At 53.1% G+C, this 26,204-nt stretch carries 22 protein-coding genes; 8 read left to right on the forward strand and 14 right to left on the reverse strand.

What is annotated here, in order from left to right; genetic code table 11:
- Nucleotides 1-80 precede the first annotated feature (80 nt).
- From COO92_RS07600 to argE, 4 genes are read left to right on the forward strand one after another with little or no spacing between them, the layout of a single operon-like run.
- Entirely contained in the window at nucleotides 81-1,070 is a 990-nt protein-coding gene (locus tag COO92_RS07600; RefSeq protein ID WP_101301728.1) for a Bug family tripartite tricarboxylate transporter substrate binding protein, read from the forward strand.
- 52 nt (nucleotides 1,071-1,122) lie between these two features.
- The gene (locus tag COO92_RS07605) at nucleotides 1,123-1,665 is read left to right on the forward strand and encodes a tripartite tricarboxylate transporter TctB family protein (RefSeq protein WP_101301148.1); all 543 of its coding nucleotides are present in this window, start codon (nucleotides 1,123-1,125) and stop codon (nucleotides 1,663-1,665) included.
- Between the two features lie 17 nt (nucleotides 1,666-1,682).
- On the forward strand, nucleotides 1,683-3,182 hold the full coding sequence (locus COO92_RS07610) for a tripartite tricarboxylate transporter permease (RefSeq protein ID WP_101301150.1): 1,500 nt from the start codon (nucleotides 1,683-1,685) through the stop codon (nucleotides 3,180-3,182).
- A 22-nt stretch (nucleotides 3,183-3,204) separates the two neighbouring features.
- Nucleotides 3,205-4,383, forward strand: coding sequence for an acetylornithine deacetylase (argE, locus tag COO92_RS07615; RefSeq protein WP_101301151.1), 1,179 nt, complete (start codon nucleotides 3,205-3,207; stop codon nucleotides 4,381-4,383).
- 732 nt (nucleotides 4,384-5,115) lie between these two features.
- Here argE and COO92_RS22050 read toward each other — a convergent pair.
- From COO92_RS22050 to COO92_RS07640, 4 genes are all read right to left on the reverse strand, one after another.
- Nucleotides 5,116-5,286, reverse strand: a complete 171-nt coding sequence (locus tag COO92_RS22050) for a hypothetical protein (RefSeq protein ID WP_165792300.1) — start codon at nucleotides 5,284-5,286, stop codon at nucleotides 5,116-5,118.
- A gap of 527 nt (nucleotides 5,287-5,813) precedes the next feature.
- Nucleotides 5,814-6,473: a hypothetical protein gene (locus tag COO92_RS07630; protein ID WP_101301155.1), complete on the reverse strand. Its 660-nt coding sequence runs from the start codon at nucleotides 6,471-6,473 to the stop codon at nucleotides 5,814-5,816.
- A 256-nt stretch (nucleotides 6,474-6,729) separates the two neighbouring features.
- The gene (locus COO92_RS07635) at nucleotides 6,730-8,616 is read right to left on the reverse strand and encodes a transglycosylase domain-containing protein (protein WP_240626360.1); all 1,887 of its coding nucleotides are present in this window, start codon (nucleotides 8,614-8,616) and stop codon (nucleotides 6,730-6,732) included.
- Nucleotides 8,617-8,914: 298 nt separating this feature from the next.
- The gene (locus tag COO92_RS07640; protein WP_101301159.1) at nucleotides 8,915-10,828 is read right to left on the reverse strand and encodes a transglycosylase domain-containing protein; all 1,914 of its coding nucleotides are present in this window, start codon (nucleotides 10,826-10,828) and stop codon (nucleotides 8,915-8,917) included.
- Between the two features lie 347 nt (nucleotides 10,829-11,175).
- On the opposite strand from COO92_RS07640, the gene COO92_RS07650 reads away from it, so the two are divergent.
- Entirely contained in the window at nucleotides 11,176-12,378 is a 1,203-nt protein-coding gene (locus tag COO92_RS07650; RefSeq protein ID WP_101301162.1) for a M24 family metallopeptidase, read from the forward strand.
- A 143-nt stretch (nucleotides 12,379-12,521) separates the two neighbouring features.
- On the opposite strand, the gene COO92_RS07655 is transcribed toward COO92_RS07650, so the two are convergent.
- Genes COO92_RS07655 through COO92_RS07675 form a run of 5 tightly spaced genes read right to left on the reverse strand, consistent with a single transcriptional unit; the run spans nucleotide 12,522 to nucleotide 17,122 of the window.
- Entirely contained in the window at nucleotides 12,522-13,565 is a 1,044-nt protein-coding gene (locus tag COO92_RS07655) for an L-idonate 5-dehydrogenase (RefSeq protein ID WP_101301163.1), read from the reverse strand.
- A 3-nt stretch (nucleotides 13,566-13,568) separates the two neighbouring features.
- The gene (locus COO92_RS07660; RefSeq protein ID WP_101301164.1) at nucleotides 13,569-14,843 is read right to left on the reverse strand and encodes a TRAP transporter large permease; all 1,275 of its coding nucleotides are present in this window, start codon (nucleotides 14,841-14,843) and stop codon (nucleotides 13,569-13,571) included.
- Nucleotides 14,840-15,349, reverse strand: a complete 510-nt coding sequence (locus COO92_RS07665; RefSeq protein ID WP_101301166.1) for a TRAP transporter small permease — start codon at nucleotides 15,347-15,349, stop codon at nucleotides 14,840-14,842. Before COO92_RS07665 ends, COO92_RS07660 begins: the two co-directional genes overlap by 4 nt.
- A 56-nt stretch (nucleotides 15,350-15,405) precedes the next feature.
- Complete coding sequence (locus tag COO92_RS07670) at nucleotides 15,406-16,383, reverse strand: TRAP transporter substrate-binding protein (RefSeq protein WP_101301167.1); 978 nt, start codon at nucleotides 16,381-16,383, stop codon at nucleotides 15,406-15,408.
- 25 nt (nucleotides 16,384-16,408) lie between these two features.
- Nucleotides 16,409-17,122, reverse strand: coding sequence for a GntR family transcriptional regulator (locus tag COO92_RS07675; protein WP_101301168.1), 714 nt, complete (start codon nucleotides 17,120-17,122; stop codon nucleotides 16,409-16,411).
- Between the two features lie 126 nt (nucleotides 17,123-17,248).
- Here COO92_RS07675 and uxuA point away from each other — a divergent pair, with 126 nt between their 5' ends.
- From uxuA to COO92_RS07690, 3 genes are read left to right on the forward strand one after another with little or no spacing between them, the layout of a single operon-like run.
- Nucleotides 17,249-18,466, forward strand: a complete 1,218-nt coding sequence (uxuA, locus tag COO92_RS07680; protein WP_101301170.1) for a mannonate dehydratase — start codon at nucleotides 17,249-17,251, stop codon at nucleotides 18,464-18,466.
- Between the two features lie 3 nt (nucleotides 18,467-18,469).
- Complete coding sequence (locus COO92_RS07685) at nucleotides 18,470-19,942, forward strand: mannitol dehydrogenase family protein (protein WP_101301172.1); 1,473 nt, start codon at nucleotides 18,470-18,472, stop codon at nucleotides 19,940-19,942.
- Nucleotides 19,939-20,841 (forward strand): sugar kinase, encoded by a 903-nt coding sequence (locus COO92_RS07690; protein ID WP_101301173.1) that lies wholly within the window; start codon nucleotides 19,939-19,941, stop codon nucleotides 20,839-20,841. The genes COO92_RS07685 and COO92_RS07690 overlap by 4 nt, the downstream gene beginning before the upstream one ends.
- A gap of 98 nt (nucleotides 20,842-20,939) precedes the next feature.
- On the opposite strand, the gene COO92_RS07695 is transcribed toward COO92_RS07690, so the two are convergent.
- From COO92_RS07695 to COO92_RS07715, 5 genes are all read right to left on the reverse strand, one after another.
- Nucleotides 20,940-21,602, reverse strand: a complete 663-nt coding sequence (locus COO92_RS07695) for an NAD(P)-dependent oxidoreductase (protein WP_206186376.1) — start codon at nucleotides 21,600-21,602, stop codon at nucleotides 20,940-20,942.
- Nucleotides 21,603-21,900: 298 nt separating this feature from the next.
- Nucleotides 21,901-22,806: an SMP-30/gluconolactonase/LRE family protein gene (locus COO92_RS07700; protein ID WP_101301175.1), complete on the reverse strand. Its 906-nt coding sequence runs from the start codon at nucleotides 22,804-22,806 to the stop codon at nucleotides 21,901-21,903.
- Nucleotides 22,803-23,804, reverse strand: a complete 1,002-nt coding sequence (locus COO92_RS07705) for an ABC transporter permease (RefSeq protein WP_206186377.1) — start codon at nucleotides 23,802-23,804, stop codon at nucleotides 22,803-22,805. The genes COO92_RS07700 and COO92_RS07705 overlap by 4 nt, the downstream gene beginning before the upstream one ends.
- Nucleotides 23,801-24,727: an ABC transporter permease gene (locus COO92_RS07710; protein ID WP_022733961.1), complete on the reverse strand. Its 927-nt coding sequence runs from the start codon at nucleotides 24,725-24,727 to the stop codon at nucleotides 23,801-23,803. The genes COO92_RS07705 and COO92_RS07710 overlap by 4 nt, the downstream gene beginning before the upstream one ends.
- Nucleotides 24,724-26,202, reverse strand: coding sequence for a sugar ABC transporter ATP-binding protein (locus COO92_RS07715; RefSeq protein WP_206186378.1), 1,479 nt, complete (start codon nucleotides 26,200-26,202; stop codon nucleotides 24,724-24,726). The genes COO92_RS07710 and COO92_RS07715 overlap by 4 nt, the downstream gene beginning before the upstream one ends.
- Nucleotides 26,203-26,204: the final 2 nt, after the last annotated feature.

Genomic DNA, 26,204 nt, shown 5'->3' on the forward strand with positions numbered 1-26,204 from the left:
GATTGTCTATGGATGGTGCATACAAAAAGAAAAGATCGAGCTCCGGCAATACTGCCACCACCACCCAGGGAGACATGAAAATGTTTCAAAAGCTCAAAAAAGCAGCCGGCGTAGCCGCCGCCATCCTTGCGACAACCACCATGATTTCGACCGCCCAGGCAGATGCCTATCCGCAAAAAGCCATTACCCTTGTTGTGCCTTATGGTGCCGGTGGTGCGTCAGATCTGGCAGGTCGTGCACTTGCCGAGACCGCACGTCATTACACCGATGAACAGCCGATTGTGGTTGTCAACAAGACCGGCAATGGCGGCATGAACGGTGCCCGTTTCGTGACCGAACAGAAACCCGATGGTTACACCCTTTTGCTGTCACGCGTTGGCATGGCGCTGTATCCGGCAGTCTACGAAGACAGCCCGGTCGCATGGGACGATTACACCTTCCTGGGTATTCTCGAATCGACCCCGATGATCCTGGCAGTGAATGCCAATTCCGACGTCCAGACCGTTGATGATCTGATTGCCAAGATCAAAGACAGCGACGGCGCAACCACCTATGCCGCATCCGGCCCCACCGCGATTGATGGCTTCTCGGTTCAGGCACTTCTGTCTGATCTTGATCTTGACCCGCTGACCGCATCCACCCTCGTGCCATACAAAGGCGGCTCTGCGTTGGCCGCAGCCCTTCTTGGCGGTCACGTTGACTTCCTCGCAATTGCCGCTGGCTCCCTGATGCCCCACATCGAAGCCGGTAAAATGCGTCCGCTGATGGTCTATTCGCCAAAACGTATGGCAGCCCTGCCGGACGTCCCGACAGCCAAAGAACTCGGCTATGCGCAAGCTGGTCAGGTTGGCGGCTGGAGCGGTCTGTATGCGCCTAAAGGTCTTCCGGAAGATGTTGTAGCAAAATGGACCGAAGTCCTTGGCAATGTTGCAACCGACGAACAGTGGCTCGACCTTGCAGCGAAACGTGGCTCGACCTCGGTCATCGGTGATGACGATCCGTCGGCTTACGTCAAAAGCCAGTTCGAACTTTATAACGGCATGGCCAAAAAGTTCGGCTACATCCAGTAAGGCGTTTTTTTTAACGTCCTGTAATTTTCGACTTTAAATGCGAGACGGAACCATGAACCAAAATCGCGATTTCTACGCTGGACTGGTCGCGACGGTATTCTTTGCCATCGTCCTGTTCGTTCTGATCCCGATCTATGTGAAGGTTCCGTCTTTCATTCCCGGCTTTGCCCCGCCACCTGATATGTGGCCGCGCGTTGTTGGCGTGATTGGCCTTGTCATGGGCATTCTGGCCCTTGTCCTGGCCTTTCCAAAATCGCGCAAAGCCAGCGGTGAGCAGGTCACAAGCCTTGGTTTCTATGTGAACCGAAACAAGGTTTTCATAACCCGTTTTGCCTTGTTGCTGGTTCTGTTTGTCGCCTTTGTTTATGGCCTGCCGGTGATCGGTTTTGTGCCGGCAACCGTTCTTTTGCTGGGCATTTTGTTCCTGATGACAGGTAATTTCGGCAACAAGTTCTGGATGATTGGTCTGACGATCATTTTCCCGGTTTTGCTGTATCTGCTTTTTACCGAAGTCACCCATACGCCCTTCCCCGAAGGCATGCTGTTTTCTGGCAGTCTTTCTGGCAGCCTTTCTGACCTCGTAACCCTGATCTGATCGAAAGCCCCATCGTTATGTGGAATGAATTGCTTTTCGCCTTCCAGTCTGTGGCAACGTTACCGAACTTTCTGGCGATGTTTGCCGGAATTTGGGGGGGCGTGATTATTGGCGCCATCCCGGGCATGACCGGGACGATGGCCGTGACACTCGCACTGCCGTTTACGTTTTATCTGCCGCCGGTGACCAGTCTTTTGCTTTTGGTGGCGCTCTATAAAGGGTCAACCTATGGCGGGTCGATTTCGGCCATCCTGATCAAGACGCCCGGCACCGCATCCGCCGCCTGTACCGTTCTTGACGGTTACCCGCTGGCCCGTGCGGGCAAAGGTGGCAAGGCGCTGAACATGGCGCTGATTTCAAGCTGTATCGGCGACTTTATTTCGAACATTTCGCTGTTCTTCCTTGCCATGCCTTTGGCGATGTTTGCGCTGCGCGTTGGTCCGCCGGAATTCTTTATGCTGATGGCGTTTTCGCTGACCATCGTGGCGAGTATTTCCGGCCGTTCGCTGGTTTTGGGCATCATTGCCGCCTGTCTTGGTCTGTTGCTGGCAACGGTTGGCGAAGACATCTATGGGTCGTACCGGTTTGCACTTTCCGAAGATATGAAATCAGGCCTTGGCATGGTGCCGGTTCTGATTGGCCTGTTTGCCCTGCCTGAACTGATCAAAATGATCGTGTTCCGCCCGGAAGACAACAGTCAGGCGATGAAGCTTGGCGATAACCGCCTGACCCTTTCGGAATTCCGTGGATCGATCAAATCGATTTGCCGGGGGTCGGTCATTGGCGTGATCCTTGGCGCCATTCCGGGCATTGGCCCGTCAACGGCGGCCTTTTTCTCCTATAGCGAAGCGCGCCGGACATCGAAAAACGGTGACAAGTTTGGCGAAGGCGAACTGGAAGGCATCGCCGCATCAGAATCGGCCAATAACGGCGCCTGTGGTGCGACCATGATCCCGCTTCTGGCCCTTGGTGTGCCGGGCGATGTGATTACGGGCGTGATGCTGGGTGCGTTTATGATCCACGGCCTGACCCCGGGACCGCTTTTGTTCCAGAACAACCTTGGCGAGGTTTATTCGCTGTTTATCGGCATGCTGTTTAGTTCGCTGTTCCTGTTTATCGCAGGCAAGCTGACGGCAGGTGCCTTTACCAAGATTTCGCGCATTCCCCAGACCTTGCTGCTGCCCTGCATCCTGATCCTGTGCGTTTATGGCATCTATTCCATCGGCGCCAGCCCGTTTGACGTCACGGTTCTGCTGGTGATGGGTATTGTCGGCTTTGCCATGATGTTGCTGAACATCCCGGCCGCCCCGTTCCTGATCGCCTTTATCCTTGGCCCGATGTTTGAAGACAATATGCGCCGGTCGCTTGCGATTTCGCGCGGTGATCTTGGTGTCTTCTTCCAGTCCTGGATTTCATGGGGCTTCTTCATCCTGACCATTCTGTTTGTCACTTTGACCATTCGTCGTGAATGGAAGAAATGGCGTGACCGTCGCGCATCGGCGCAGTCGGCTTCCTGATCCGAGAAACGAGAAACATAAAATGAGCAAACCCAATATGTCCCGCCTCCATCATGCCATTGATCTGCTTGGCAAGCTGGTCGCGTTTGACACCACGAGCAAAAACTCGAATCTCGGTCTGATCCATTTTGTTCGCGACTATCTGGCACAATATGGCATCGAAAGTACCCTGTTTCATGACGAAACCGGTGAAAAGGCCAACCTGCTTGCCACCATCGGACCCAAAGGCGTTCCGGGCATTGCCCTTTCGGGGCATACCGATGTCGTGCCCGCGTTGGAAAACAGCTGGATCAGCCCGGCGTTTGAACTGACCGAACGTGACGGCAAGCTGTTTGGTCGCGGATCGGCCGACATGAAGGGCTTTTCGGCCTGTGCGCTGGCGATGATCCCTGAACTGGTCAAACGCGATCTTGCGATCCCGATCCATCTTTGCCTGTCCTATGACGAAGAAGTCGGCTGTATCGGGGTTGGATCAATGGTCGATCATTTGGCCGCTATGGAGACCCCGCCGCGTATTGCCGTGATTGGTGAGCCGACCGACATGAAGGTCATCAACGGTCAAAAGGGCAAATATTCCATGCGCGTGACCGTGACGGGAACAGCCGGGCACAGCTCGTTTGCGCCCAACCATGTCAATGCCATCGAATATGCCAGCCGCGCGATCAACATGATCGCTGACAAGGCCCGTGATTTCGAAGAAAACGGTCCGTTTGACGATGATTTCACCGTCCCGCACAGCACCATGCTGACCACGACAATTGGCGGCGGCACAGCCACCAATGTGACGCCCGATCATTGCGAATTCACCTTTGAAATTCGCCATCTGCCCGAACATGACGCCGAAGCGGTGATTGCCGACATCCAGCAAGCCATCATGGAAACGCTGGACGTCGAAATGAAGACCAAGGAACCGGAAACCGGATTTGCATGGGAAAAGATCTTTTCCTATCCGGGGATGGGCGATTGCACCGATGCACCGGGCTTTGAGCTGGTCAGCAACATCATCCCCGAAATTTCGGGCAAGGTGTCTTATGGCTCCGAAGGCGGGGTGTTTGAAAAGCAGGGCAACATCCCGTCGATCATTTGCGGTCCGGGCAGCATCAAGCAGGCCCATAAACCCAATGAATTTATCGAAATTTCGCAAATCGAGGAATGTCTGGACTTCCTCGAAGCGCTCACCGATCAGGCCGTTGCGGCCTGATATCCTCGCCATGGGACAGGGTCATATCCCTGTCCCAATCGGGTGCGGTGCATCAGGGGTGATCCACCCTCTTCCCTGAGTTAATGCGCCCCCCGACAGGTGAGAACTCCCTGGCTGCATCGCCCCCCAAGTTGGTGCAGCCAAAGCAAACCAAACTTAGACCGGTTCGTGAAAACGATGCCGGTCTTTTTTTGTGCTTTTAGCGGAGAGAAGAAAAAATAAACCTGTCCCCTTTTTTGCGTACAAGAAAAAGAATCAAAAAAATTTCGATGTGCAGCTATGTGTATTTTTCTGGATTCCGATGGTGCAAGAACAACTCTAGATAAACACGCATATTTAAAATGCACATAAACATAAGTGGAAAATATATTTGAAAATCTGTTCCCGCCAATATCAACAAAATTAAAGTAAAAACAGTACAAGGAAGAGAAACCTTCCAATTAAATGAATTTAATTTTTTTGATAAAAATAACGGATTGGCGTTTACAAAAAACAATCGGTCAAATCTCATCATTAATGCTACTGTTATAATAAATAAATGAATTAAAATATTTTGACTGAAATCAAAAAAAGACCCATATACTATATAAGAAAAACTCAATAACAGACCAAAGATATTCATTAATTTCTGAGGCATCATATTTCTTCTCCTCACATCAGGAAAAAGGGACAGTCCCCTTTTACAATTTTCTTTTGCCGCATATACAACTTAAACCACATAGAAATTTCTCTTTAATCAATTTGAAGTTTTAGACGATTAAAGATCAGGCGAACAATTACTGAAGATAAAATTTGAACAAAAATTGCTAACAGCAAGAATTTAAAAGTGTACCAAGAAATCATAAACCCAAAAACTGCAAACACCAGAACCACAAGAACCACGTCTATTGCCGCAATACTCATTAAGCTTTCCGTAAATACCTTAAATAAAATCAAGTAGTATAACAAAGATACTACAAAAAAAATCATCCCAAAAAACACACCAAGCCAAAAATTCCCAACTCCAATGTAAAAGTACAAAAAAATCAATGAAGTCAACGGAACTGACTTTATGATATGGAAAAAATAAGCTCTCATATTTCCCTCAAACTCTCATCCCGATACCGCAACATCGGCCCGAGTACATACTCCAGTCAAAAAGGGGACAGTGCCCCTTTTGATATCGCAGGAAAGCGCCCGGTTACTGCTTTTCATTGCCCGAGCTGTAACCAGCGGTGAAATCGCGCCAGCTGTCATCTTCGCCCATTTTTTTTCGACCGGGCCAAGGCAGCCTTGCCAAGGGAGCGGACCGGCAGGGTTTGGTGCGCATGGAGCATGAAATCACGAAAGGAAAAGGGTACAACCCCTCTTTTCTGGGATATAAAATAATCTAAATATGGCTTGAGGTGGAGTGCTAAAGCAATAAACAGGTCCGATTTTCAATCAATTTATTAACGATTATCATCTCGTTGCGTATCAGAAAGGGAGTTCAAAAAATAAAATGCTTTGTTAATATTTTCAAAAATAACTTCATTTCCAGATTTGTATCTGGATAAATCTTCTATCGTTTTTTCATAGAAATCGTAATTAATTGAATTTCTTTTCACGACATCTTCAATATGCCAACACACATCTAATTCTTTACAGTAAGCGATACCTATATATCCAATTCCAAAATCTTTCTTCATTACTGAATTGATGTACATACGGAGCAGAAGAAACTGACTTTGACTATCGCCGTCATATGCTCCCGAATGATGCGAAAATTTGAAAAACCCAATATGAAGATCCAAATAAGTATTACTATCCTCACGATCTACAATAAATAATTCTGAATTCATTCCATTATAAGAAAACCTAAACTTACATACTTCGGCGCCGCATTCAGAATATGTTAATTCTGCCATATTGCCGTTATTTTCTTTTTTAAAATTGAAGACGTAATAAATACCACGAAACTTATTACTGATCGAAAAATCACTGGGCGTAAAAACAGGGATTCTTCCATCCGACCATTTTGCGAAACTTGTTTGCGTTCCTCCGCCTATGATCAACACAGACAAAAGAATAGCGGTTAGAAACCTTCTGATTCTAAAAGAAGTTAGCTTCATTATCCGCCCCTCCAAATCTCATCACGAAAAGGGGACAGTCACCTTTTCCTCATTTTCTTTTAGCGGAAAGAGGAAAAAATAAACCTGCCTCCCCTTTTTGGTCCGGTCCGAATCTATAACCCGTTGAAATCGAGATATATTCCCGCCTTCGCGGCAATGCCGGGCGGGTTAGATATGAGGCCGCTCACAGACAGCCCCAAGAAGACCGCCTGTGAGTCGATATCGGCGATAAAGGTGCAAAAACTTTTGCGCCCGATTATTGCTTTTCATTGCCCGAGCTGTAACCGGCGGTGAAATCGCGCCAGCTGTCATCTTCGCCCATTTTTTTCGACCGGGCCAAGGCGGCTTTGCCAAGGGATCGGACCGGCAAATTCTGATGGGCATGCAGCATGAAGTCGTGCCACAACTTGGCGGGGAGATCACCGCCGGTGACTTCATCCATCGGACTGCCATCATCATTGCCCATCCAGACACCGGCCACCAATTCCGCGGTATATCCAATGAACCACGCATCGCGATAATCCGATGTCGTGCCGGTTTTTCCGGCAGCGGGCCGGTCAATAATCGCGTTGCGGCCCGTGCCCTTGGCAATGACAGAGGCCAGCATATTGTTCATTTCACCGGCATGCAGCGGGTTCATCAGGCGCGACGGGAAATCATCCGTGCGTTGATATAAGACCTCGCCGCTCCGTCCGGTGATCTTGCTGACGGCGTGCGGGAACACCGAAAAACCGCCATTGGCGACGATGGCATAGGCACCGGTAAGTTCCAGCATCGAAACTTCGCTGGTGCCAAGGGCAAGGCTCGGTTCTCTGTTTAAGGTTGAGGACACGCCCATATCGCGTGCCTTCTGGATGACCTTGTCCAAGCCGACTTCCATGGCAAGCTGCACCGCAATCGAGTTGTTTGAGGTCGCAAGCGCATCACGAATGGACATGGTGCCGTGGTGTTTGCGATCAAAGTTCCGCGGCTCCCAGCCATTGATCGAAATTTCGATATCGCGCATCCAGTCGTTCGAGCCCAAACCGTTGTCCAGCCCAGCCAGATAGGTAAAGAGTTTAAACACCGATCCGGGTTGACGGCGGGCTTGCGTCACACGGTTATACTGACTTTCGAAATAGTCCCGTCCGCCAACAAGCGCACGCACCGCCCCATCAGGGGTCATTGCCAGAAGGGCGGCCTGACCGACACGTTTTTGCACCGCACCGGGGCTTGTAAGCGCACGTTCAAGGTTGAATTCAGCAACTTCCTGAAGACGGGAATCAAGCGTGGTGTGGACCTGAAGGTCCTGATCGACATAGCCGACATAATCGCGCACACGATCAAGAACCCAGTCGGAGAAATAGCGCACACCCGGTCCTGTATTTGCCTTGCGCGCGGTGCGTACGCGGGTTTGTTTGGCCCGGTCTGCGCGCGCCTTGTTGAGCGCCCCGGTCGACACCAAGGCATCAAGCACAAGATTGGCGCGCTCCGCGGCCTGAACCGGATCAACCATCGGATTGTAGCGACTTGGTGCCTTGGGCAGGCCGGCCAGAACAGCCGCCTCATAGAGGTTCAAGCGCCGTGGATCGGTGCCAAAGTAGTGGCGCGCGGCCGCATCAATCCCGTACAGACCTGATCCGAAATAAATCCGGTTAAGATACAGCGACAGGATTTGCTGTTTGTCGAATTTGAATTCAAGCCAGATCGCCAGAAGGACTTCTTCGATCTTGCGGCCAAAGCTGCGTTCGGGGGACAGAAACAGGTTTTTGGCGAGCTGCTGGGTAATTGTGCTGCCGCCTTCGGTAATCCGGCCTGCTGTCAGGTTGGCCCAGGTTGCGCGTAAAATACCGATGATGTCGATGCCAAAATGATCGTAAAACCGGCGGTCTTCGATGGAAACGAACGCCTGACCGACATAATCGGGCAAATCACGTACTTCGACCGGATTGCCATAGCGGTTGCCATAGGTGGCAAGTGTTGCGCCATCTATACTGATGATACGGATCGATGGTTTGCGTTCGCTGGCGACATCAAAACTGACTTTGTCGGGCAGCCCGTACCCGTAATAAGCCACGACACCACCGCCAAGCACCATGACCCAGATGCTGCCAAGGACGATGAAACGTGCAATGGCCTCTGGCCCGGGGATCAAATCGCCCATGCGCGAAAACAAACTGCCTTTGCGCTTTCCAGCGCTGCTGACGCGTTTTTTCGTTTTGGATCCTTTGGCGGCCGCGCCCTTGCGGACGCTTTGCCGTCTTTTAAATTCTCTTTGGGCCACAAATGCACCTTTTGGTCAGATACGAGCGCACGGCAACTCGATCCGTCTCGTGGACATCATCGGGACATATGTCCCAACGGCCAGACAGACGAAGTCGCCGCGTTAACCGGCGTTTTTTATATTGTTATGCCCCAACCGAGGAGGGAGTCCCCCGTCTCCCCGCTTTGCGACGGTTTTATCAATTATTGCCGTTCAGGTCGCGCTTCCACAGATCGTTCACCCCGTCGTTTTCCCGACGTCGCTGCGATGATGCACGGATCATTGAACGGATGGCCAGACCATCATGCGCATCAAGCATAAATAACCGCCACAAAGACGCAAGCTCTACATCCCCGCGCACGGCCATTCTACTGTTATCGTCATTGCCAGCCCAGACCACCGTGGTCAGATCAGATGTAAACCCGACATACCACGCATCCGACCCCCCACCCGCGACCGTGCCATACCCGGCAAAGGGCCGGTCCAGCCTTACTTGCGGATCGGTCACACTGGCGTAAAGCACATATGAGCCCTGAATGGCCTCGTCGGTTAGTCTTTTTTCCTGAACCAGATCTTCGCGCTGATACAGCGCGGCTTCGTCAGTTCCGCTATACGACACGCGGTTGATCACCGTCATCTGAGCCGGTTTGCCGGAATTTTGCGGCAATGTGTGAATGGCGGCAATTTCGCCCATCGTTACCGGATCAAGACCGACCACGGTTCGGATATCTGTTGAAAGCGGACTTTTGACACCAATCGCATGGATGTAATCACGCACATCAAGCAAGCCGTAGTGATCGGCAAGGGTTGTTGGCACGGTATTGACATCACGGACGAAGGCTTCGCGCAGTGAAATCTGGCCCATATATTCGTGATCAGGATTGATCGGCCGCCACCCGGCAACCGCCATGCGATTGTCCCGAACCCATTGGGCCGGATCGCTGTTTTGGTTTAGCGCATAATAATAGGTGGCGATTTTAATCATCCGGCCGGGCAAATGCCGCACGTCGGTTGCCCGGTTGCGCTGAAACGGGCTGTAATTCGCCCCACCGATGATCGCGCGAATACGCCCATCCGGGCTGATGGAAATAAGGGCGGTTTGATTGGCACCCTTGGGTTTGATGCGAATCTCGGAAACCTCGCGCACGACATCCTGGGCGAGCTTTTGCACCTTAAGATCAATGCTGGTGACAACATCGATATCGCGGCTGCTGTATCCGACAATATCGGCGACTTCTTCAAGAACCATGTCGACCAGATAGCCCGAGACAACATGTTCTTCGTATTGAACATCGAGCTTTGGCTCAAGCAAGGTCAGGGCGGAAACCCGATCCTTTTCGATGAATTTGTACTGACCCAGTTTTGCCAGAATATCGTTGGCTTCCGCGGCGGTTTCACTGGAATGCAAAAGCGGATCGAATTTAACAGGATCGCTCATGGCGGCGGCCAGAACGGCGGCCTGATGCAGGGTTATGCGCTCTGCCGGGCCGCCGTACCAAAGGCGTGATGCCGCGGTAATGCCAAAAATGCCCCGCCCGATATAGCTGCGTTCAAGGTAGCTGCGCAGGATGGTCTTTTTGCTGAATTTCATTTCCAGCCAAAGTGCGACGAGGAATTCCTGAAAATGGCGTCCCGCATTGTTGGCTTTGGTCTTAAAGAAGGTTCGCGCAACCTTCATCGTGATGGTCGACCCCGATCCGGGGTCACCGCTAAAGATCCGGGCGAAATCACGGCCGGAAACGCCCATGTGATTAAAGAAGTTCGGATCGGTTGCCGCGACAAAGACGTTTTGCACCCGTTCGGGAATGGTTGTCAGCGAGACATCCTGACTGTAGCGCCCCTCGACGGTTTCCAGCAACGCCCCGTCATAGCCCAGAATACGGACTTGCGGGCTGCGGATCATGTTGCGGCTGAGATCGAGGTTGGACTGAATGGAATACATAATGCCAAACAGCGATCCCACGACCAGCGTCAGGCAAAAGCCGATTGTGATCATGCGCCGACGCCGCATGCGCCGCCGTATAATCCGCATTTCGCGTTCGGCTATTTTCTGCATTGCGGAATTGGCTGCTGATTGCCCACCGCCTGTATGGTCTTCGTCTTCCTCGGCCACGCCAAAATTCCGTAAATTGCCCGTATTTTATATTGTTCCCCAACAGTAAAGCGACAAGCTGTTAAGAAAATACTTTAACCATGACAATTAACCATACGAACGTATCGAAAATCGTCGCCACACCCTCCCGAAGGGAACCGGTTGCGTCATGACCGGCGGATTTCTCTTGCCAGATTGGCGCACAATCCCCGATAAGATCAGCAGGGCAGGCGATGGCGTCGCCAGCGTGAAATGCGCGCCCGACATCACCCATACACATCCTGAACGCCGGGATCTTGCTTTGTCGTTGTCAAGACAGGGGGAGGTCTCATCCCCTTTGAGGCAGCGCCGATAAGGAGATTTTGCGAATGGATCGCCCAGAATTTTACCGTTTCCATCAAGGTGACCGCATTCTGCCGTTTGCGGCGTCAGAATATGAGGCGCGCCTTGCCAAATTGCGCACCATCATGGCCGCGTGCGGTGTTGACGCGTGCGTTTTCACCTCGATGCATAACATTGCTTATTATTCCGGCTTTTTGTATTGCGCGTTTGGGCGGCCTTATGCGCTGGTCGTCACACCAACCGACACTGTCACGATCAGTGCGGGCATTGATGCAGCCCAACCGTGGCGCCGGTGCCATGGCGATAACATTACCTATACCGACTGGCAGCGACATAACTACTGGCGCGCGGTTCGGTCTGTTACCGGGGTTGGCAAAGTTGTCGGCTATGAGGGCGATCATCTTAGCCTTGCGCAAAAGGCGTTGCTTGACGAGTTTCTTAACCCCGCCAGCAGCCGGGACATCACCGCCGACACCATGCGTCAGCGCATGCACAAATCACCCGCCGAAATCGCCCTGATCCGAAGCGGGGCACAGGTGGCCGATGTGGGGGGCTATGCCATTCGCGATGCCATCAGGGAAGGTGTGCGCGAGATTGATGTGGCCATGGCCGGGCGTGATGCCATGGAACTTGAAATCGCCAAACGATTCCCCGATGCGGAATATCGCGATACGTGGGTGTGGTTCCAGTCGGGCATCAATACCGATGGTGCGCACAATCCCGTCACGGCGCGCAAACTCCAGCGTGGCGATATCCTGTCGCTGAATACCTTTCCGATGATTTCGGGCTATTACACCGCCCTTGAGCGGACCTTGTTTGTCGGTGAGGTCGATGACGCCAGCCTGAAAATCTGGCAGGCCAATGTCGGGGCGCATGAATATGGCATGTCGTTGCTTAAACCCGGGGCGTCCTGTGCGGCGGTGACAGAAAAGATCAACGCCTTTTTCGCGGAACGCGACCTTTTGCAATATCGCACTTTTGGCTATGGCCACAGCTTTGGCGTGCTGTCGCATTATTATGGCCGCGAAGCCGGGCTTGAGCTGCGCGAGGATATCGACACGGTGCTTAAACCGGGCATGGTGATCAGCATGGAACCGATGCTGACCATTGCCGACGGGAAACCGGGTGCGGGTGGCTACCGCGAGCATGACATTCTTGTCATCACCGAGGATGGCAATGAAAACATCACCGGGTACCCCTATGGCCCGGATTTCAACGTGGTCGGGTAAGCCCGATCAACGTTGATCACGCATAAAAAAACGGGCCTGCATGTGCGGGCCCGTTTTGATTTTATGCGGTTCATTTTCAACGCAGCGCTGGAAAATTCAAGCCACGCGCGGGCAGAGATATTGTTGCCGACAACACCGCCGCATCAGCTGGCAAATGCCAATTGAACCTTTACCGATTTGCTGCGATCCCGCGCAACTTCAAAGGCCTCTTTGGCGGTTTCGAGCGGGAAGGTCTGGGTGATGATCGGTGCGACATCAATTTCACCACGATCAATCATGCCAACAGCCTCGGCAAATTCGGTGCTGAAACGGAAGGTCCCGGTAATCGTGATTTCCTTGGCAACCAGCGGATTGAACGGTACGGGCATTTCACCGGCAACACCGACCTGCACAAGAATACCCTGCGGGCGCAGGGTGCTGATGGCTGTGCGCAATGCGGCAGGCGCAGCAGAACATTCCAGACACACGTCAAACTGCCCCTTTTCGGCTTCGTAAGGTGTGAGCTCGTCAGCGGCTTTGGCAATATTGATTGTCCGGGTTGCCCCCATTTTTCGCACCACATCCAAGGCAAAGTCCTGCAAGTCGGTCACGACAATTTCAGCTGCCCCGGCAAGCTTAGCCGCCGCCGCACAAAGACTGCCAATCGGTCCAGCCCCGGTAATCAGGACCCTTTTACCTGAAAGATCACCAGCACGGGCGACGGCATGCAGACAGACCGCAAGGGGTTCTGCACAGGCAGCCCGGCCGATATCGGTTTGATCGCCAATGGCAAAACATTGGCCCTGCCCAACATTGACCAGATCGCGAAACGCCCCCTGAATATGGGGCATGGGCATGGCGGACCCGAAGAACTTCATGTTCAGGCAATGCTGTTGCAAGTTCTGCTGGCAATAACGGCATGTGCCGCATGGATGACTTGGATTGATGGCAACCTTTTGCCCAACAGACAGTCCGCTGACATCCGGACCAAGTGCGACAATTGTTCCGGCGGCTTCATGGCCAAGGATGATCGGTTCGCGCACCCGGATCTGGCCGATCCCGCCTTCGAAGTAGTAATGCATGTCCGATCCGCACACGCCACCGGCCCCCACACGGACAAGCACTTCATCCTTGATCGGATCGAGGGTGGCTTCGGTATCGATACGAAGATCATCTTGGCCATACAAACGGCAAACACGTGTTTGCATCGGTTACTCCATCAAGGACGGCAGCCAGGTTGACAGCGCCGGAATATAGGAAACAAGAAACAGGATCGTGATATTGGTCAACAGGAACGGTGCAAGTGCCCGGATCACGGTGGTGACCGGCGCCTTGGCGATGTTCGCGCAGATGAACATGCAAATGCCCACCGGCGGCGTTGTCAGACCAATCATCAGGTTCAAAACAGCAAACACCGCGAAGTGGATCGGATCGACGCCAACATTGGTCGCAAGGGTCAGAAGCGGCACGAACAGGATGATCAAGGCGGCAATCGTTTCCATGAACATGCCAACAATCAGCAAAACCAGATTGATCAGCAAGATCACGGCATATTTGTTATCGGTCACAGACAAGACCGCATCTGAAATCATCTGCGGAATGCGTTCCGACACCAGTATCCAGCCAAAGACATTTGCCAGCCCGACAAGTGCGAGAATGGCCGCCGCAGTCACCGCACTGTCGATGACAATTTTCGGTACTTTACGCAAAGGCAGTTCGCGATAAACAAAACAACCAACGATCAAGGCATAGAGACTGGCAATCACAGCCGTTTCGGTCGGGGTGACAATGCCGCTGAGCAATCCGCCAATGATCAGGCCCGTCATCGCAAGCGCCCAGAAGGCACCGGTAAAGGAACGGGCAAGCTCGCCAAAGCCCTGCCAGGGTTGGTGGGGGAAATTGCGTCTTACGGCAATGATGTAGCAGGTCACCATCATTGCAAGCCCCATCAGAATGCCCGGGATGGCACCGGCGATAAACATCTTGCCAACGGAAATGCCCGACAGCGCGCCAACAATGATCATCGGCATGCTGGGCGGAATAATCGGTCCGACGGTTGATGATGCCGCCGTTACTGCCGCGGAAAACGCCGGGGTATATCCGGCACGGATCATGCCCGGGATCATCATCCCGCCAATTGATGCCGCGTCCGCAACCGCCGTTCCGGAAATGCCGCCAAACAGCATTGATCCGGTCACGTTGGTCAGGCCAAGGCCGCCCCGCATCCAGCCGACCATGGCATTGGCGAAACGCACAATGCGCGGTGTGATACCCCCGCCATTCATCAGATTTCCGGCAAGGATAAAGCCCGGAATACACAGCAGGACAAACACATCCATGCCCGCAAAGAGCTTTTGCGGGATAACGACAAGCGGGATGCCTTCAAGCAGAAGATAGCACAGCGAGGACAGACCCAGTGTCACGGCAACGGGAAGGCCAATGACAAGGCCGAGGGCAAAAACGCCAAATAGAATTGCAAGGCTCATGGGAAGTCCTTTGTCGTATCTTCGGCTTTTCCATCAGAAACGCCGGCGATGATCCGGATCATGCGCAGAACCGCGAAAAGTCCGAGAACGGCAAGTAAAATGAAAACAACGGCGTGAATGAAATCCATCCGAACTCCAAGTGCCGGCGACGTCTGAAGGACACCAATGGAAACGAACATCCATGCCGGAAACAACAAGACCAGACAGAACCCGGCGGTGAGTGCTGCGGAAACAAACATCAGCCAACGCTGGATCGGCAACGGCAGCAAATCGCAAACGATGTCGACATTGACCAGATCACCATTGCGAAACGACAGCCCAACCCCGAAGGCGGCAAGAAACAGAAGCGCATAACGGGTGAGTTCTTCTGTCCAGACCGGAGAACTGGGCAAAAAGGTCCGCGAAAATACCTGTGTCAGAACAGTAAAGATCAGAAGACCGAAAGCGGCCCCTGTTCCAACCCGGCAAAGTGCAATGATGAACGCGTATAATCTGGCTGAAAGCACGTTACTTCCCCGTCGGAAAAGGTTCGGCCGCAATCACGCGGCCGAACCGGCAATACTCAGTTTGCGAAAAGATCTTCGACAATCGGACGGATTTCGTCGGAGACATTTGCCAAAACAGCGTCTTTGGCCTTCGACGCAAAGGCTTCTTTGTCGATTTCGACAAAGGTCATGCCCTTGGACTGCAGTTCTTCTGTCAGACGTTCCTCGTCGGCAGCAAACAGATCACGCTCATAGGCTTGGGCGCGTTTTGCGGCTTCCATGACGGCGTCCTTGTCAGCATCCGACAATTTAGCCCAGGTGATTTCCGAGATGGTCAGGTAAATCCACGAACGGACATGCTCGGTCTTGTTCACGAATTTCTGGACTTCGTCGAAGCTTGCCGATTCAATCAGCGCCAATGGGTTTTCCTGTGCGTCGATGGTACCAGCCTGCAAGGAGGTGAAGACCTCGGAGAACGCCATTGGTGTTGGCTGTGCCCCCAGCGACTTCCAAACATCAACGAACAGCGGAACGTTTGGAACGCGCATTTTCAGGCCATCCAAATCATCGGGAGACTTGATCGCGCGGTTGGATGTCAGGTTACGAGGACCACGGGCAAAATAGGCGATTGGACGGATGCGGGCCTTTTCGATGATCTGCTGTTCAATTTGATCACCGATTTCACCACTGGCAACAGCATCCATGTCTTCAAGCGTTTTATAAGCGTAAGGCACGGCAAGAAGTGCTGCCTTTGGTGCCCAGTTCTGAAGGCTTTCACCGGTAATTGTCATATCGACGGCACCAAGCTGCATGCCGTTGATCAGATCAATTTCCTTGCCAAGCGTTTCATTCGGGAAGACCTGAACTTCAATACGGCCATCGGTGAGGGTTGAAAGCTCCTCGCCAAATTTTACGGCGGCCTTGTGCCAGGCGTTCTGTTCGTTGGCCAAGTGACCAAGCTTGAGCGTCATCTCTGCTGCGATTGCAGAGTTGCTCATAAGGATGGCGGCGGCGCCGGCGAGTATCAGTTTTTTGGTTGTTTGTATTGTAAGCATCTGTTCCTCCCTGTTTGGTGATGCCTTAGGGTGACGACGCAATCGTGTCGGCGTCGTCGAAGAGCTCCGTTCTGGAGCGCGCAATATCAGGCAGCGTATGCAAGATTTCACGAAGGTGTTCACGCATGGCTGCGCTGGCTTGTTCGGGATCACGCGATGTGATGGCCGAAACAATTTGGACGTGCTGATCAATGATTTCTTCCATCGGAAACTGGAAGTAGCTGAGGTAACGCACGCGGTCGAGTTGGGCACGGACATCCTCAACAACCTTCCAGGCGTAGGTTTTTCCCGCTGCTTCTGCGAGGCTGCGATGGAAGTCGTGATCAAGTTTCAAGAAAGCACGCGCATCGCCTTTCATCGCTTTGCGCTGATCGCGGATCAGATTTTCAAGATGCCCCAAAAATACGTCGTTCGGCTCTTGGGCGACGAAGCGCGCGATATCGGCTTCGACCGCCTCACGGACAAAGCGGGCGTCAAGAACAGCTGCGACAGAGATTTTTCTGACATACGTGCCGCGTTGCGGGCGAACCTCTAAAAGACCTTCGTCAGAAAGCTTGATGAACGCTTCGCGGATGGGCTGGCGGCTAACATTGTAATGTTTTGCAAGTTCGGCTTCGGACAGGCGCACACCGGGCAACAAATCCGCACAAACAATCCGTTCACGGATAATGCGGTGGATCTGCGGCCCAACGGCCTGATCGTTCGTTACTTCCCAGTCGTTTTCTTTAGGGTCGCCCATCAAACTCTCCTTGCCTTTCTGATTCATGATGCATACTACCATACTAGTCAACAAAATTATGTCGTGATATCATCCAAGCAGTTATAGTCGCGATTGCAGACACCACGCCAACACAGAGAGAAGCATATGAAACAAACCTGGAGATGGTTCGGCCCGCACGATTTGGTCAGCATTGACGATATTTGTCAGGCGGGGGCGCACGGCGTGGTATCCGCCCTTCATCACATCCCCAGTGACGCGGTCTGGACTCCGGACGAAATTGCCAAGCGTCATTCAGAAATTGCGACCATGAAAGACGGTTCTGCATCTGGCCTAACCTGGGATGTTGTTGAAAGTCTTCCGGTTTCAGAATCGATCAAACGTCAGGTCGGCCCATGGCGAGACCATATTGAGGCCTATAAGCAAAGTCTGCGTAATCTGGCAGATTCCGGGATCAGTATTGTTTGTTATAACTTTATGCCCATCCTTGACTGGACACGTACCCATCTGAACTGGCGCCTGTCAAACGGGGCGACCTGCATGCGATTCGATCTGGTTGATTTTGTCGCGTTTGACCTGTGCATTCTTGGCCGTGCGGGTGCGGAAAATGACTATCCTGCCGAAATCATTGCCGAGGCAAAAACCCGGTTTAATGCAATGTCCGAAGACCGGCGCGCTGAACTGGAGCGCACTGTTGCCTTTGGCCTGCCGGGGTCCGTGGAAAACCTGACGCTTGATGATCTGCGCGCGTTGCTTGAGACCTATGCCGATATCGATGCCGATACGCTTCGTGCCAATCTGGTCGCATTTCTTGAAGAAGTCGTTCCTGTTGCACGTGAGGTCGGCATTCGCATGTGCTGCCATCCTGATGACCCGCCCTTTGGGCTTTTGGGGCTGCCCCGGGTCATGTCGACCGAGGCCGATTATGCCTTTGTCATGCAGGCCGTGGATGTTCCCGAAAATGGCATCACGCTTTGTTCGGGATCACTTGGTGTACATCCGGGTAATGATTTGCCCGGTATGATGAAACGCTGGGGGTCGCGCGTCCATTTCATTCATTTGCGGAACACCAAACGCGAAGGCCAGAATCTGCCGTGCAGCTTCTATGAAGCCGAACATCTGGATGGCGATACCGACATGGTTTCGCTGATTGAGCAGATCCTGCGCGAGGAAGCGTTGCGCAAATCCGCCGGACGATCCGACTGGAACATTCCCATACGCCCAGATCATGGTCAGGACATCCTTGACGATCTGAATCGCAAGGGACAACCGGGCTATCCGGCGATTGGACGCCTTAAGGGACTGGCCGAACTGCGCGGTGTCATGACGGCATTGTCGGCACGGCTTGATCGGCTTGGGGGTTAAAAAATGAACACCTCTGATGCTTCTGATGTGACTTTACACCCCAATCCAGCCGATGCCGCCGATGCCACCAAGGCCGGTATCGTGCATATCGGTATTGGCGCATTTCATCGCGCCCATCAGGCGGTTTATACGGATGTGGCCATGGCCGCCAAAGGGGGTAACTGGCGCATTATCGGTGTCAGTTTGCGCAGTACGGATATTGTTGATGCCTTAAATGCGCAAAACGGCACCTTTACACTGATCGAACGCCACCCGGACGGCCCCAAAGCACGTAAAATTACCAGCATTTCGCATGCAATTGCCGCCGCACGGGATATCGCACCGGTTTTAGATGCGCTTGCCGACCCGGCAATTCGGATCGTGACCATCACGGTAACCGAAAAGGCTTATGGGATTGATCGCGTCTCGGGGACGGTTCAGACCGAACACCCTGCGGTGAAACATGATCTTGCCAACCCTGACACGCCTTGCGGACTTCTTGGTTTGCTTGTTGCCGGACTAAAGCGTCGCAAGGACGCTGGTGTGCGGGCCTATACAGTTGTGTCGTGCGATAACCTTCCATCGAACGGGCGTTTGCTGCGTGCGGGTGTGATTGATTTTGCCAAGCACCTTGATCCGGATCTCGCGATCTGGATCACGAACAATGTTTCTTTTCCCGAGACCATGGTCGACCGGATCACCCCGGCGGCAACAGCGGCGACCCGTTCTGATGCCAAGCATTTGACGGGCCTTGATGATCCTGCGGCAATTGAAACCGAGCCGTTCTCTCAATGGGTGATTGAAGATGCCTTTTCCGATGGCAGGCCGGCATGGGAAGAAGGCGGTGCGATCCTTGTTGCCGATGTTGAGCCCTATGAACGCATGAAGCTTCGCATGCTTAATGGCAGTCATTCGCTCATCGCCTATATGGGGCAACTGGGTGGATACCGATATGTGCGCGACGCGATGGCAAGCGATGCCTTTTCGCGTCTTGTGACGCTGCATATGGAAAATGCGGCGTCGACGATGCCACCCTTGGCCGGGATTGATTTTTCCGATTACGGTGCGGATCTGGTGGCCCGGTTTGCCAATCGCGAAATTGCCCATGAAACCAACCAGATCGCGATGGACGGCACAGAAAAACTTCCGCAGCGGATTTTTGCCCCGGCCTGTGATCTGCCACCGGGAAGCACCCGGCTGGGCACATTCGCGCTTTGTTTTGCCGCGTGGTTGGCCGTCATGCATCACCGCATTAACGCGGACAAAACCAGCGAGGTTGCCCAACAGCTCAATGATCCGCGTGCCGATGAAATTATCAGTGCCTTGGGCGATCATCAGGACCCGGCAGTCATTTATGAAAAACTGGCGCATTTGCCGGGATGGATGCCCCAACAGTTGCAAGACGATGGGGTATGGCGCAGTGCTGTGATCGCGCGACTGTCCCTATTGATGTCAGAGGGTGCGGATGCGGCACTCAAGCGTGAGCTTGCCATATGACACTGAAACGATTTGTCGCCGTTGGCGAGTGCATGATTGAGATGTCGGGCGGCACCGATGGTCATTGGAAAATGGGCATCGCGGGCGATACTCTTAATACAGCCTGGCATTTCCGTAACGCGACGAATGATCGCGACTGGCAGGTTCGTTATGCCACCGCCCTTGGCGTGGATCGATATTCAGACCAGATTTCAAAGTTCATTTCCGATGCGCGGATTGACGTTAGTGCCATCCAGCGCCTGCCGGGGGAACGTCCGGGCCTGTATCTGATTGATCAGGAAAACGGTGACCGGGTTTTTACCTATTGGCGTGAGAATTCTGCGGCGCGAAAGATGGTTGACGATATCTCGATGCTCACGGCAGCATTTCACGATGCTGATGTCATCTATTTGTCGGGCATTACGCTTGCAATTCTAAGCGAGGACCGGCGCGCGGCATTGATTGATTTGCTCCGACAACAGCCGACACAAACCCAGATTGCATTTGATCCCAATATCCGACCGGCACTTTGGGAAGATCAGCAAGCATGTAAAAAGGCCCTGTCTGAGGTTGCGGCGATCACAGACGTGATCCTACCCAGCTTCGATGACGAGGCGGCACTGTTTGAAGATCGTACCCCGGAAGAAACAGTCATGCGCTACCGTGATCTTGGCGTCGCCGAGGTCGTGGTCAAGAATGGTAAGGAGCCGTGCACTTTTCTAAAGGATGACCACGTGGCATGTCTTGAAACTCCGCCGGTTTCAAACGTGGTTGATGCCACCGGGGCGGGTGACTCGTTCAACGCCGCATTTTTGGCCGCACGGTTTGACGGCAAAGACACCACAGATGCCATCCGACATGGGCAAGCCCTGTCTGCAAGAGTAATTCAGACACATGGCGCACTGCTGACGAGAGAATGAATTGAATCTTGAAGCCACTCACAAAGTGCTGGTCTTTGCTGCACGCGCTTGATCAGATCAATGCCGCACGCGTGCTATGCCGCGCCAGCCGGAAGGTGTCAAAGAACCTGTTGCCCGATATGGCTTGATGAAATGACTTCTCGCAGTTTTTCCGGTGCGATTCCGACCTTGGCACCAAGGGACGTCGCTTCGGAAAAGAGGTCGGCATAGGACAGGTTGATGAAATTCATCAGAAGTTTCATCTTGTGACCTTCGCCAGTCTCGCCGATGCGCGTGATGGTTTCTGCCCAGCATGCGATGACAGGCCGGATATGTGGCAGAACATCCCTGTCACAGCCAAGCATCGTGCTCAATTGACCGGCTTCGGCCTTAGCGGGTGTGCCCGCCATCGGGGCATCGACAAAATGGCCGCCCTTTGCACGCAATTGGGCGGCGAGCCGTTTGGTCATGTCAGGATCCGAGGTCGAGGTATCGACAACAATCAGGCCCGGTTTCGCACCCGCCAGAATACCGTATTGTGACCGCATGATCACTTCAATCTGGGGCGCGTTTGAAAGGCAGATATGGATGATGTCACACACTTCGGCCAACTGTTTCGGGTTGATCGCCTCTTTCGCGCCCATCGACACAAGGTCTTCGATGGGGGTGCGGTTCGAACGCCCGCGCACCCACAATTCATAACCGCCCTCGAGGATGTTTTTGGCCATGCCATGCCCCATAAGACCAAGGCCGATAAAGCCGATAACCGGTTTATTACGCATATGATCTCTCCTTTGTCTCTTATGGAACTTTGCACGACGCCTGCCCATGACCCCGCCCGGATCGTATCAGTATGCCCATTCACGAATGGCAATTCCGCGTTCCACCGATTTTCACGCCACGTCCGGTTAGTCCTTTGAAATAAATGATAAATATGGGTGCATTTATATCTGGAGAAAACGAAGAGTGCCCGAGGGAGGTCAGGCACTCTTCTTTAAGATGTTCGTATTTCATTCCTGCGCGACTTCAACCCGGTTCGGGAATTTGGATCGCCGGGTTTTTGCGCAAGAAACAAACATCTCATGGGGTCGCGGCCGCACTGTTGACGTGAATGGCATAAACACTTGTTGTTGCGGTAATCAGCAACTCGTTGCCACGTGGGCCACCAAAGCTCAGATTGGATACGGTTTCCGGGACCAGAATTTTACCAAGCAGTTCACCGCCCGCATCAAAGCAGTGCACGCCATCTGCTGCGGAAGACCAAACATTGCCATGACAATCGACACGAAACCCGTCCGGGATACCCTTATCAATCGTTGTAAAAACACGACCATTTTCAAGCATGTTGTTGGCATCGACATCGTAAACACGGATGACCGACGGCACGCTGTCATCGTGACTTGATCCTGATTCGGCAACGTAAAGCAGCTTCTCATCTTGCGAAAACGCCAGGCCGTTTGGCTGGGTAAACTCCGTTGTGGCCTGCCATAGTTCGCCCGTTTCAGGGTCAAGACGGAAAACGTTGCGATGGCTTTGTTCGGGCGTGGATTTATGGCCCTCGTAATCAGAAAGAATGCCGTATGTCGGATCGGTAAACCAAATCGACCCGTCAGATTTGACCACTACGTCATTTGGTGCGTTGAGCGGCTTACCGTCAAACTGATCTGCCAACGTGATGATTTTACCATTATGTTCGGTCCGGGTGACGGATCGCGTCCCATGCTGACAGGTGATCAGGCGCCCTTGCCGATCCTGGGTATTGCCGTTGGCAAAGTTTGAACTGTCGCGGAAAACATTGACGCTACCGTCACACATCCAGCGATAAATTTTCTGATTGGGAATGTCGGAAAACAACAGGCACTGATGTGCTGCGAACCACACAGGTCCTTCGGTCCAGAGGTGCCCGGTCGAAATCCGGCGCAATGCGACATTTGCCAGAATAAGATCACAAAAACGCCGATCGATAATTTCATATGGCCCATTCATACCCGACGCCCCCGCTTACTGGCCAGTACGACCACAGACACAATAATCAACCCGGTCAGCATCAAGCGAACCCCGGCACCAAGCCCATAGGAATTGAGCATCGATACAATCAAAAACATGAACAATGCTGCCGCCCAGATGCCCGGAACATTTGAATTCCCCCCGGCAATCGACGACCCGCCAATGACAACCACGGCAATCGACATCAGCATATATTCCGTTCCCATGTTCAGGTTCGCCCCGCCAGAGAAACTGGCCAGCATGAACCCGGCCACACCCGCCAGAACGGCACAACTCACATAGACCCCGAAACGCACGGCATTAACCGGCACACCGCCAAGGCGTGCTGCACGTTTGTTTTGCCCGGTTGCCAATATCCACCGCCCTGCAATCGCCTTTTCCAGAACGCACCAGGCCAGAACAGACACCAGCAACGCAACCCATGCAGCATTGGGAATACCAAACGTCCCACCGGTTGAAAAATCGGCAAGAACCTCTGGCGGTTTGATCCGCAAACCGCGGTTTGACCAGATCGCCAGTGACTGGAACAGGAAGGACGACGACAATGTTGCAATGATCGGCGGAATACGCAGCAACATGATCAGGGAAAAGTTAAACAGCCCGCATCCCAGACCAACCCCGATTGCAATCGCAAGACCCGGAACAACCAGCGCCCCATCTGTTGCCATGAATTTCAACGATAAGGTCGCAGCAAGGGTCATGCTTGCCGGGATCGAAAGATCCACATTGCCCGGCCCAAGTGTCACAACAAACATTTGCCCGACGCCAACAATGACGGCAAAGGAAGCAAAGGTGAATGCGGCATAAAGCAAGGCGCCCGCCCCGCCGCTGCTTGAAACAACCATCAGCGTTGCAATATAGGTCGCCCCTGCCGCGATATAGGCCCAGATCCAGGCTTTTCGCGACATCATACCCAGCAGGTAACGCGCACCGCGCTTTTCATGCTGTGTCTCGCCGGTTTTGTTCAACATGCTCATATCAGTGCCTCCCGTCGGGTAAAGACAAGACGCACAGCCAAAACGATGATCAGGATTGCCCCCTGCGCACCGATTTGCCAATCGGGCGAAAGATGCAGGAATGACAGGAAACTGGCCGCCAGTGTAAGGGTAAGCGCACCGATAACCGCCCCAACAGGCGATACCCGCCCGCCGGTGAATTCACCACCGCCCAAAATCACACCGGCAATCGATAGCAGCGTGTAACGCAATGCAATATTGGCGTCCGCCGATGTCGCAAGGCCGACAAGCGCCATGCCCGACAACACACAGAAAAGTGCCGCCACGCCGTAAGCAAATGCCTTAAGCCCCATAACCGACCAGCCGGAGCGTTCAATCGCCTGTTCATTTCCGCCAACGCCGCGCAACAAAACACCCAGTGCCGAACGTTTGACGAAGTAATGCATGATCGCCGCAATCACGATCGGCGCAATGATTGCCACAGGCAGGAATGGCGTCTTTGCCGTCATGAGTGCGCGTAACCAGTCGGGTGCCGATCCCCCCGGGGACGGCAGAACAAGGACGGCCATGCCCGACCAGAAAAACGACATGCCAAGTGTCACAACGATTGCGGGCAAGCCGCGCGCATAGATGATGGCGCCCATCGCGGCATAGACAAGGATCGCACCAAACAGGATCGCGTAGCCGACCACGGGATCGGTTTGTACGAAGGTCGCCGTGATACAGGCGCAGAAACTGACAAACGTGCCGATGGACAAATCAATGTCATTGACCATCAGGATCATCATTTGGGCAATCGTTGCCAAAACAACCGGAACAGCGAGATTAAACAGAAGATTAAGCCCGAAATAGCTCATGGCGCGTGGCTGCATATAGAAAACGGCTGCCAACAGAATTGCCAGCGACAAGACCGGTAATAGAATGCGCAAATGATCGCGGCTCATTGACCGGCCTCCTGCATTTCAAACGATGCGCGCAGCATGTTTTCTTCTGTGATTTGATCGCCTTGCAGTTCGGCGGCAATTTCGCTGTCACGAAAGACAAAAACGCGATCACATTCGAGAATTTCGTCGGTTTCGGTCGAATACCACAGGAATGTTCGTCCTTTTTCAGCTTCGGCACGGATCATGCGGTAAACTTCCTTCTTGGTACCAACATCAACACCACGCATTGGGTCATCCATGACGACAATCGGGGCCGATGAAGCCAACGCCCTGGAAAACAGTACTTTTTGCTGATTACCGCCAGACAGGGACAAAATCGGGTTTTCAAGATCATCTGTTTTTATGCCGATCTTACGGTGCCATTCGTCGGCAACTTTCCGTTCCGCTTTGCGGTCGACAAGGAACGTTCGACTGAACTCGACCAACGTTTGCAAACTCAGGTTTCGCATGATCGACCACAGGGGCATGACACCATCACGGCTTCTGTCGCCAGCAACAAAGACGACGGCGGGATCACGTGACGCAGACCAGTCCGATGTGCGGTCCAAGAAACACTGCGCCAAAGCTTCTGCCTGTCCATGACCGGCCAGTCCGGCCAGTCCAACAACTTCGCCCTGACGTGCATTCAGACCGTTTTCCATGCGCAGAACTTCCGGTCCGAATTCCTGTCGTCTTTTGGCTCCGGTAACTTCTGCTGTGTCTGGCACGACATGGCCCATCGCATCGACAAGGCCATCGCGGGTAAAATGCCGCGCGTCGTTGTCTTGGGTGATGAAACCGTCTTTCATCACAACAATGCGGCTGGCGACATCAAAGATTTCACCCATCATGTGGGAGATAAAAATGATGGCTCCACCGTCGGCACAGAACTTCTTGATATAGGCAAGCAACTGATCGGCAATCGCGCCATCAAGGGACGATGTCGGCTCATCAAGGATCACCAACCGCGCGTCGATATCGCGCCTCGAAAACGCAATGGCAATTTCCACCATCTGGCGGTCGGCAATCGGCAAGTCGTCAACCACGCTATACGGATCAATCGCGTTTCCCGGAAAAACCGCATCCAGCGATGCCCGTACGGCAGACGCAGCATTTCGCCGCCAGGCCCGCCTCGGCATGTTGCGGTAGGGAATGCGATAGTTCTCCAGAACAGTGAGGTTTGGACAGAGCGAGAGTTCCTGAAACACACTGCGTATTCCGGCATTTCTGGCCAGCAGGGCATTGCGAAAATCTGCCGCACTTTGCTCGCCGTCATAACTGACGTCGCCGCGCGTTGACGATAAACGGCCATTAATGACGTTTACCAGTGTCGATTTACCCGCACCGTTATGGCCGACCACCCCAACGCATTCGCCCGGCAGGATGGTCAATTCAACATCGTTGAGGGCCTTGACCGCGCCAAAGGACACCCCGACATCGGCAAGAGTAATGATCGGCACCTTTTGGGTGCCGATCATTTTCTGGTTTTCCACCATGA

Origin of the sequence: Thalassospira lohafexi (genome assembly GCF_002844275.1) — a bacterium.
Taxonomy (GTDB): domain Bacteria; phylum Pseudomonadota; class Alphaproteobacteria; order Rhodospirillales; family Thalassospiraceae; genus Thalassospira; species Thalassospira lohafexi.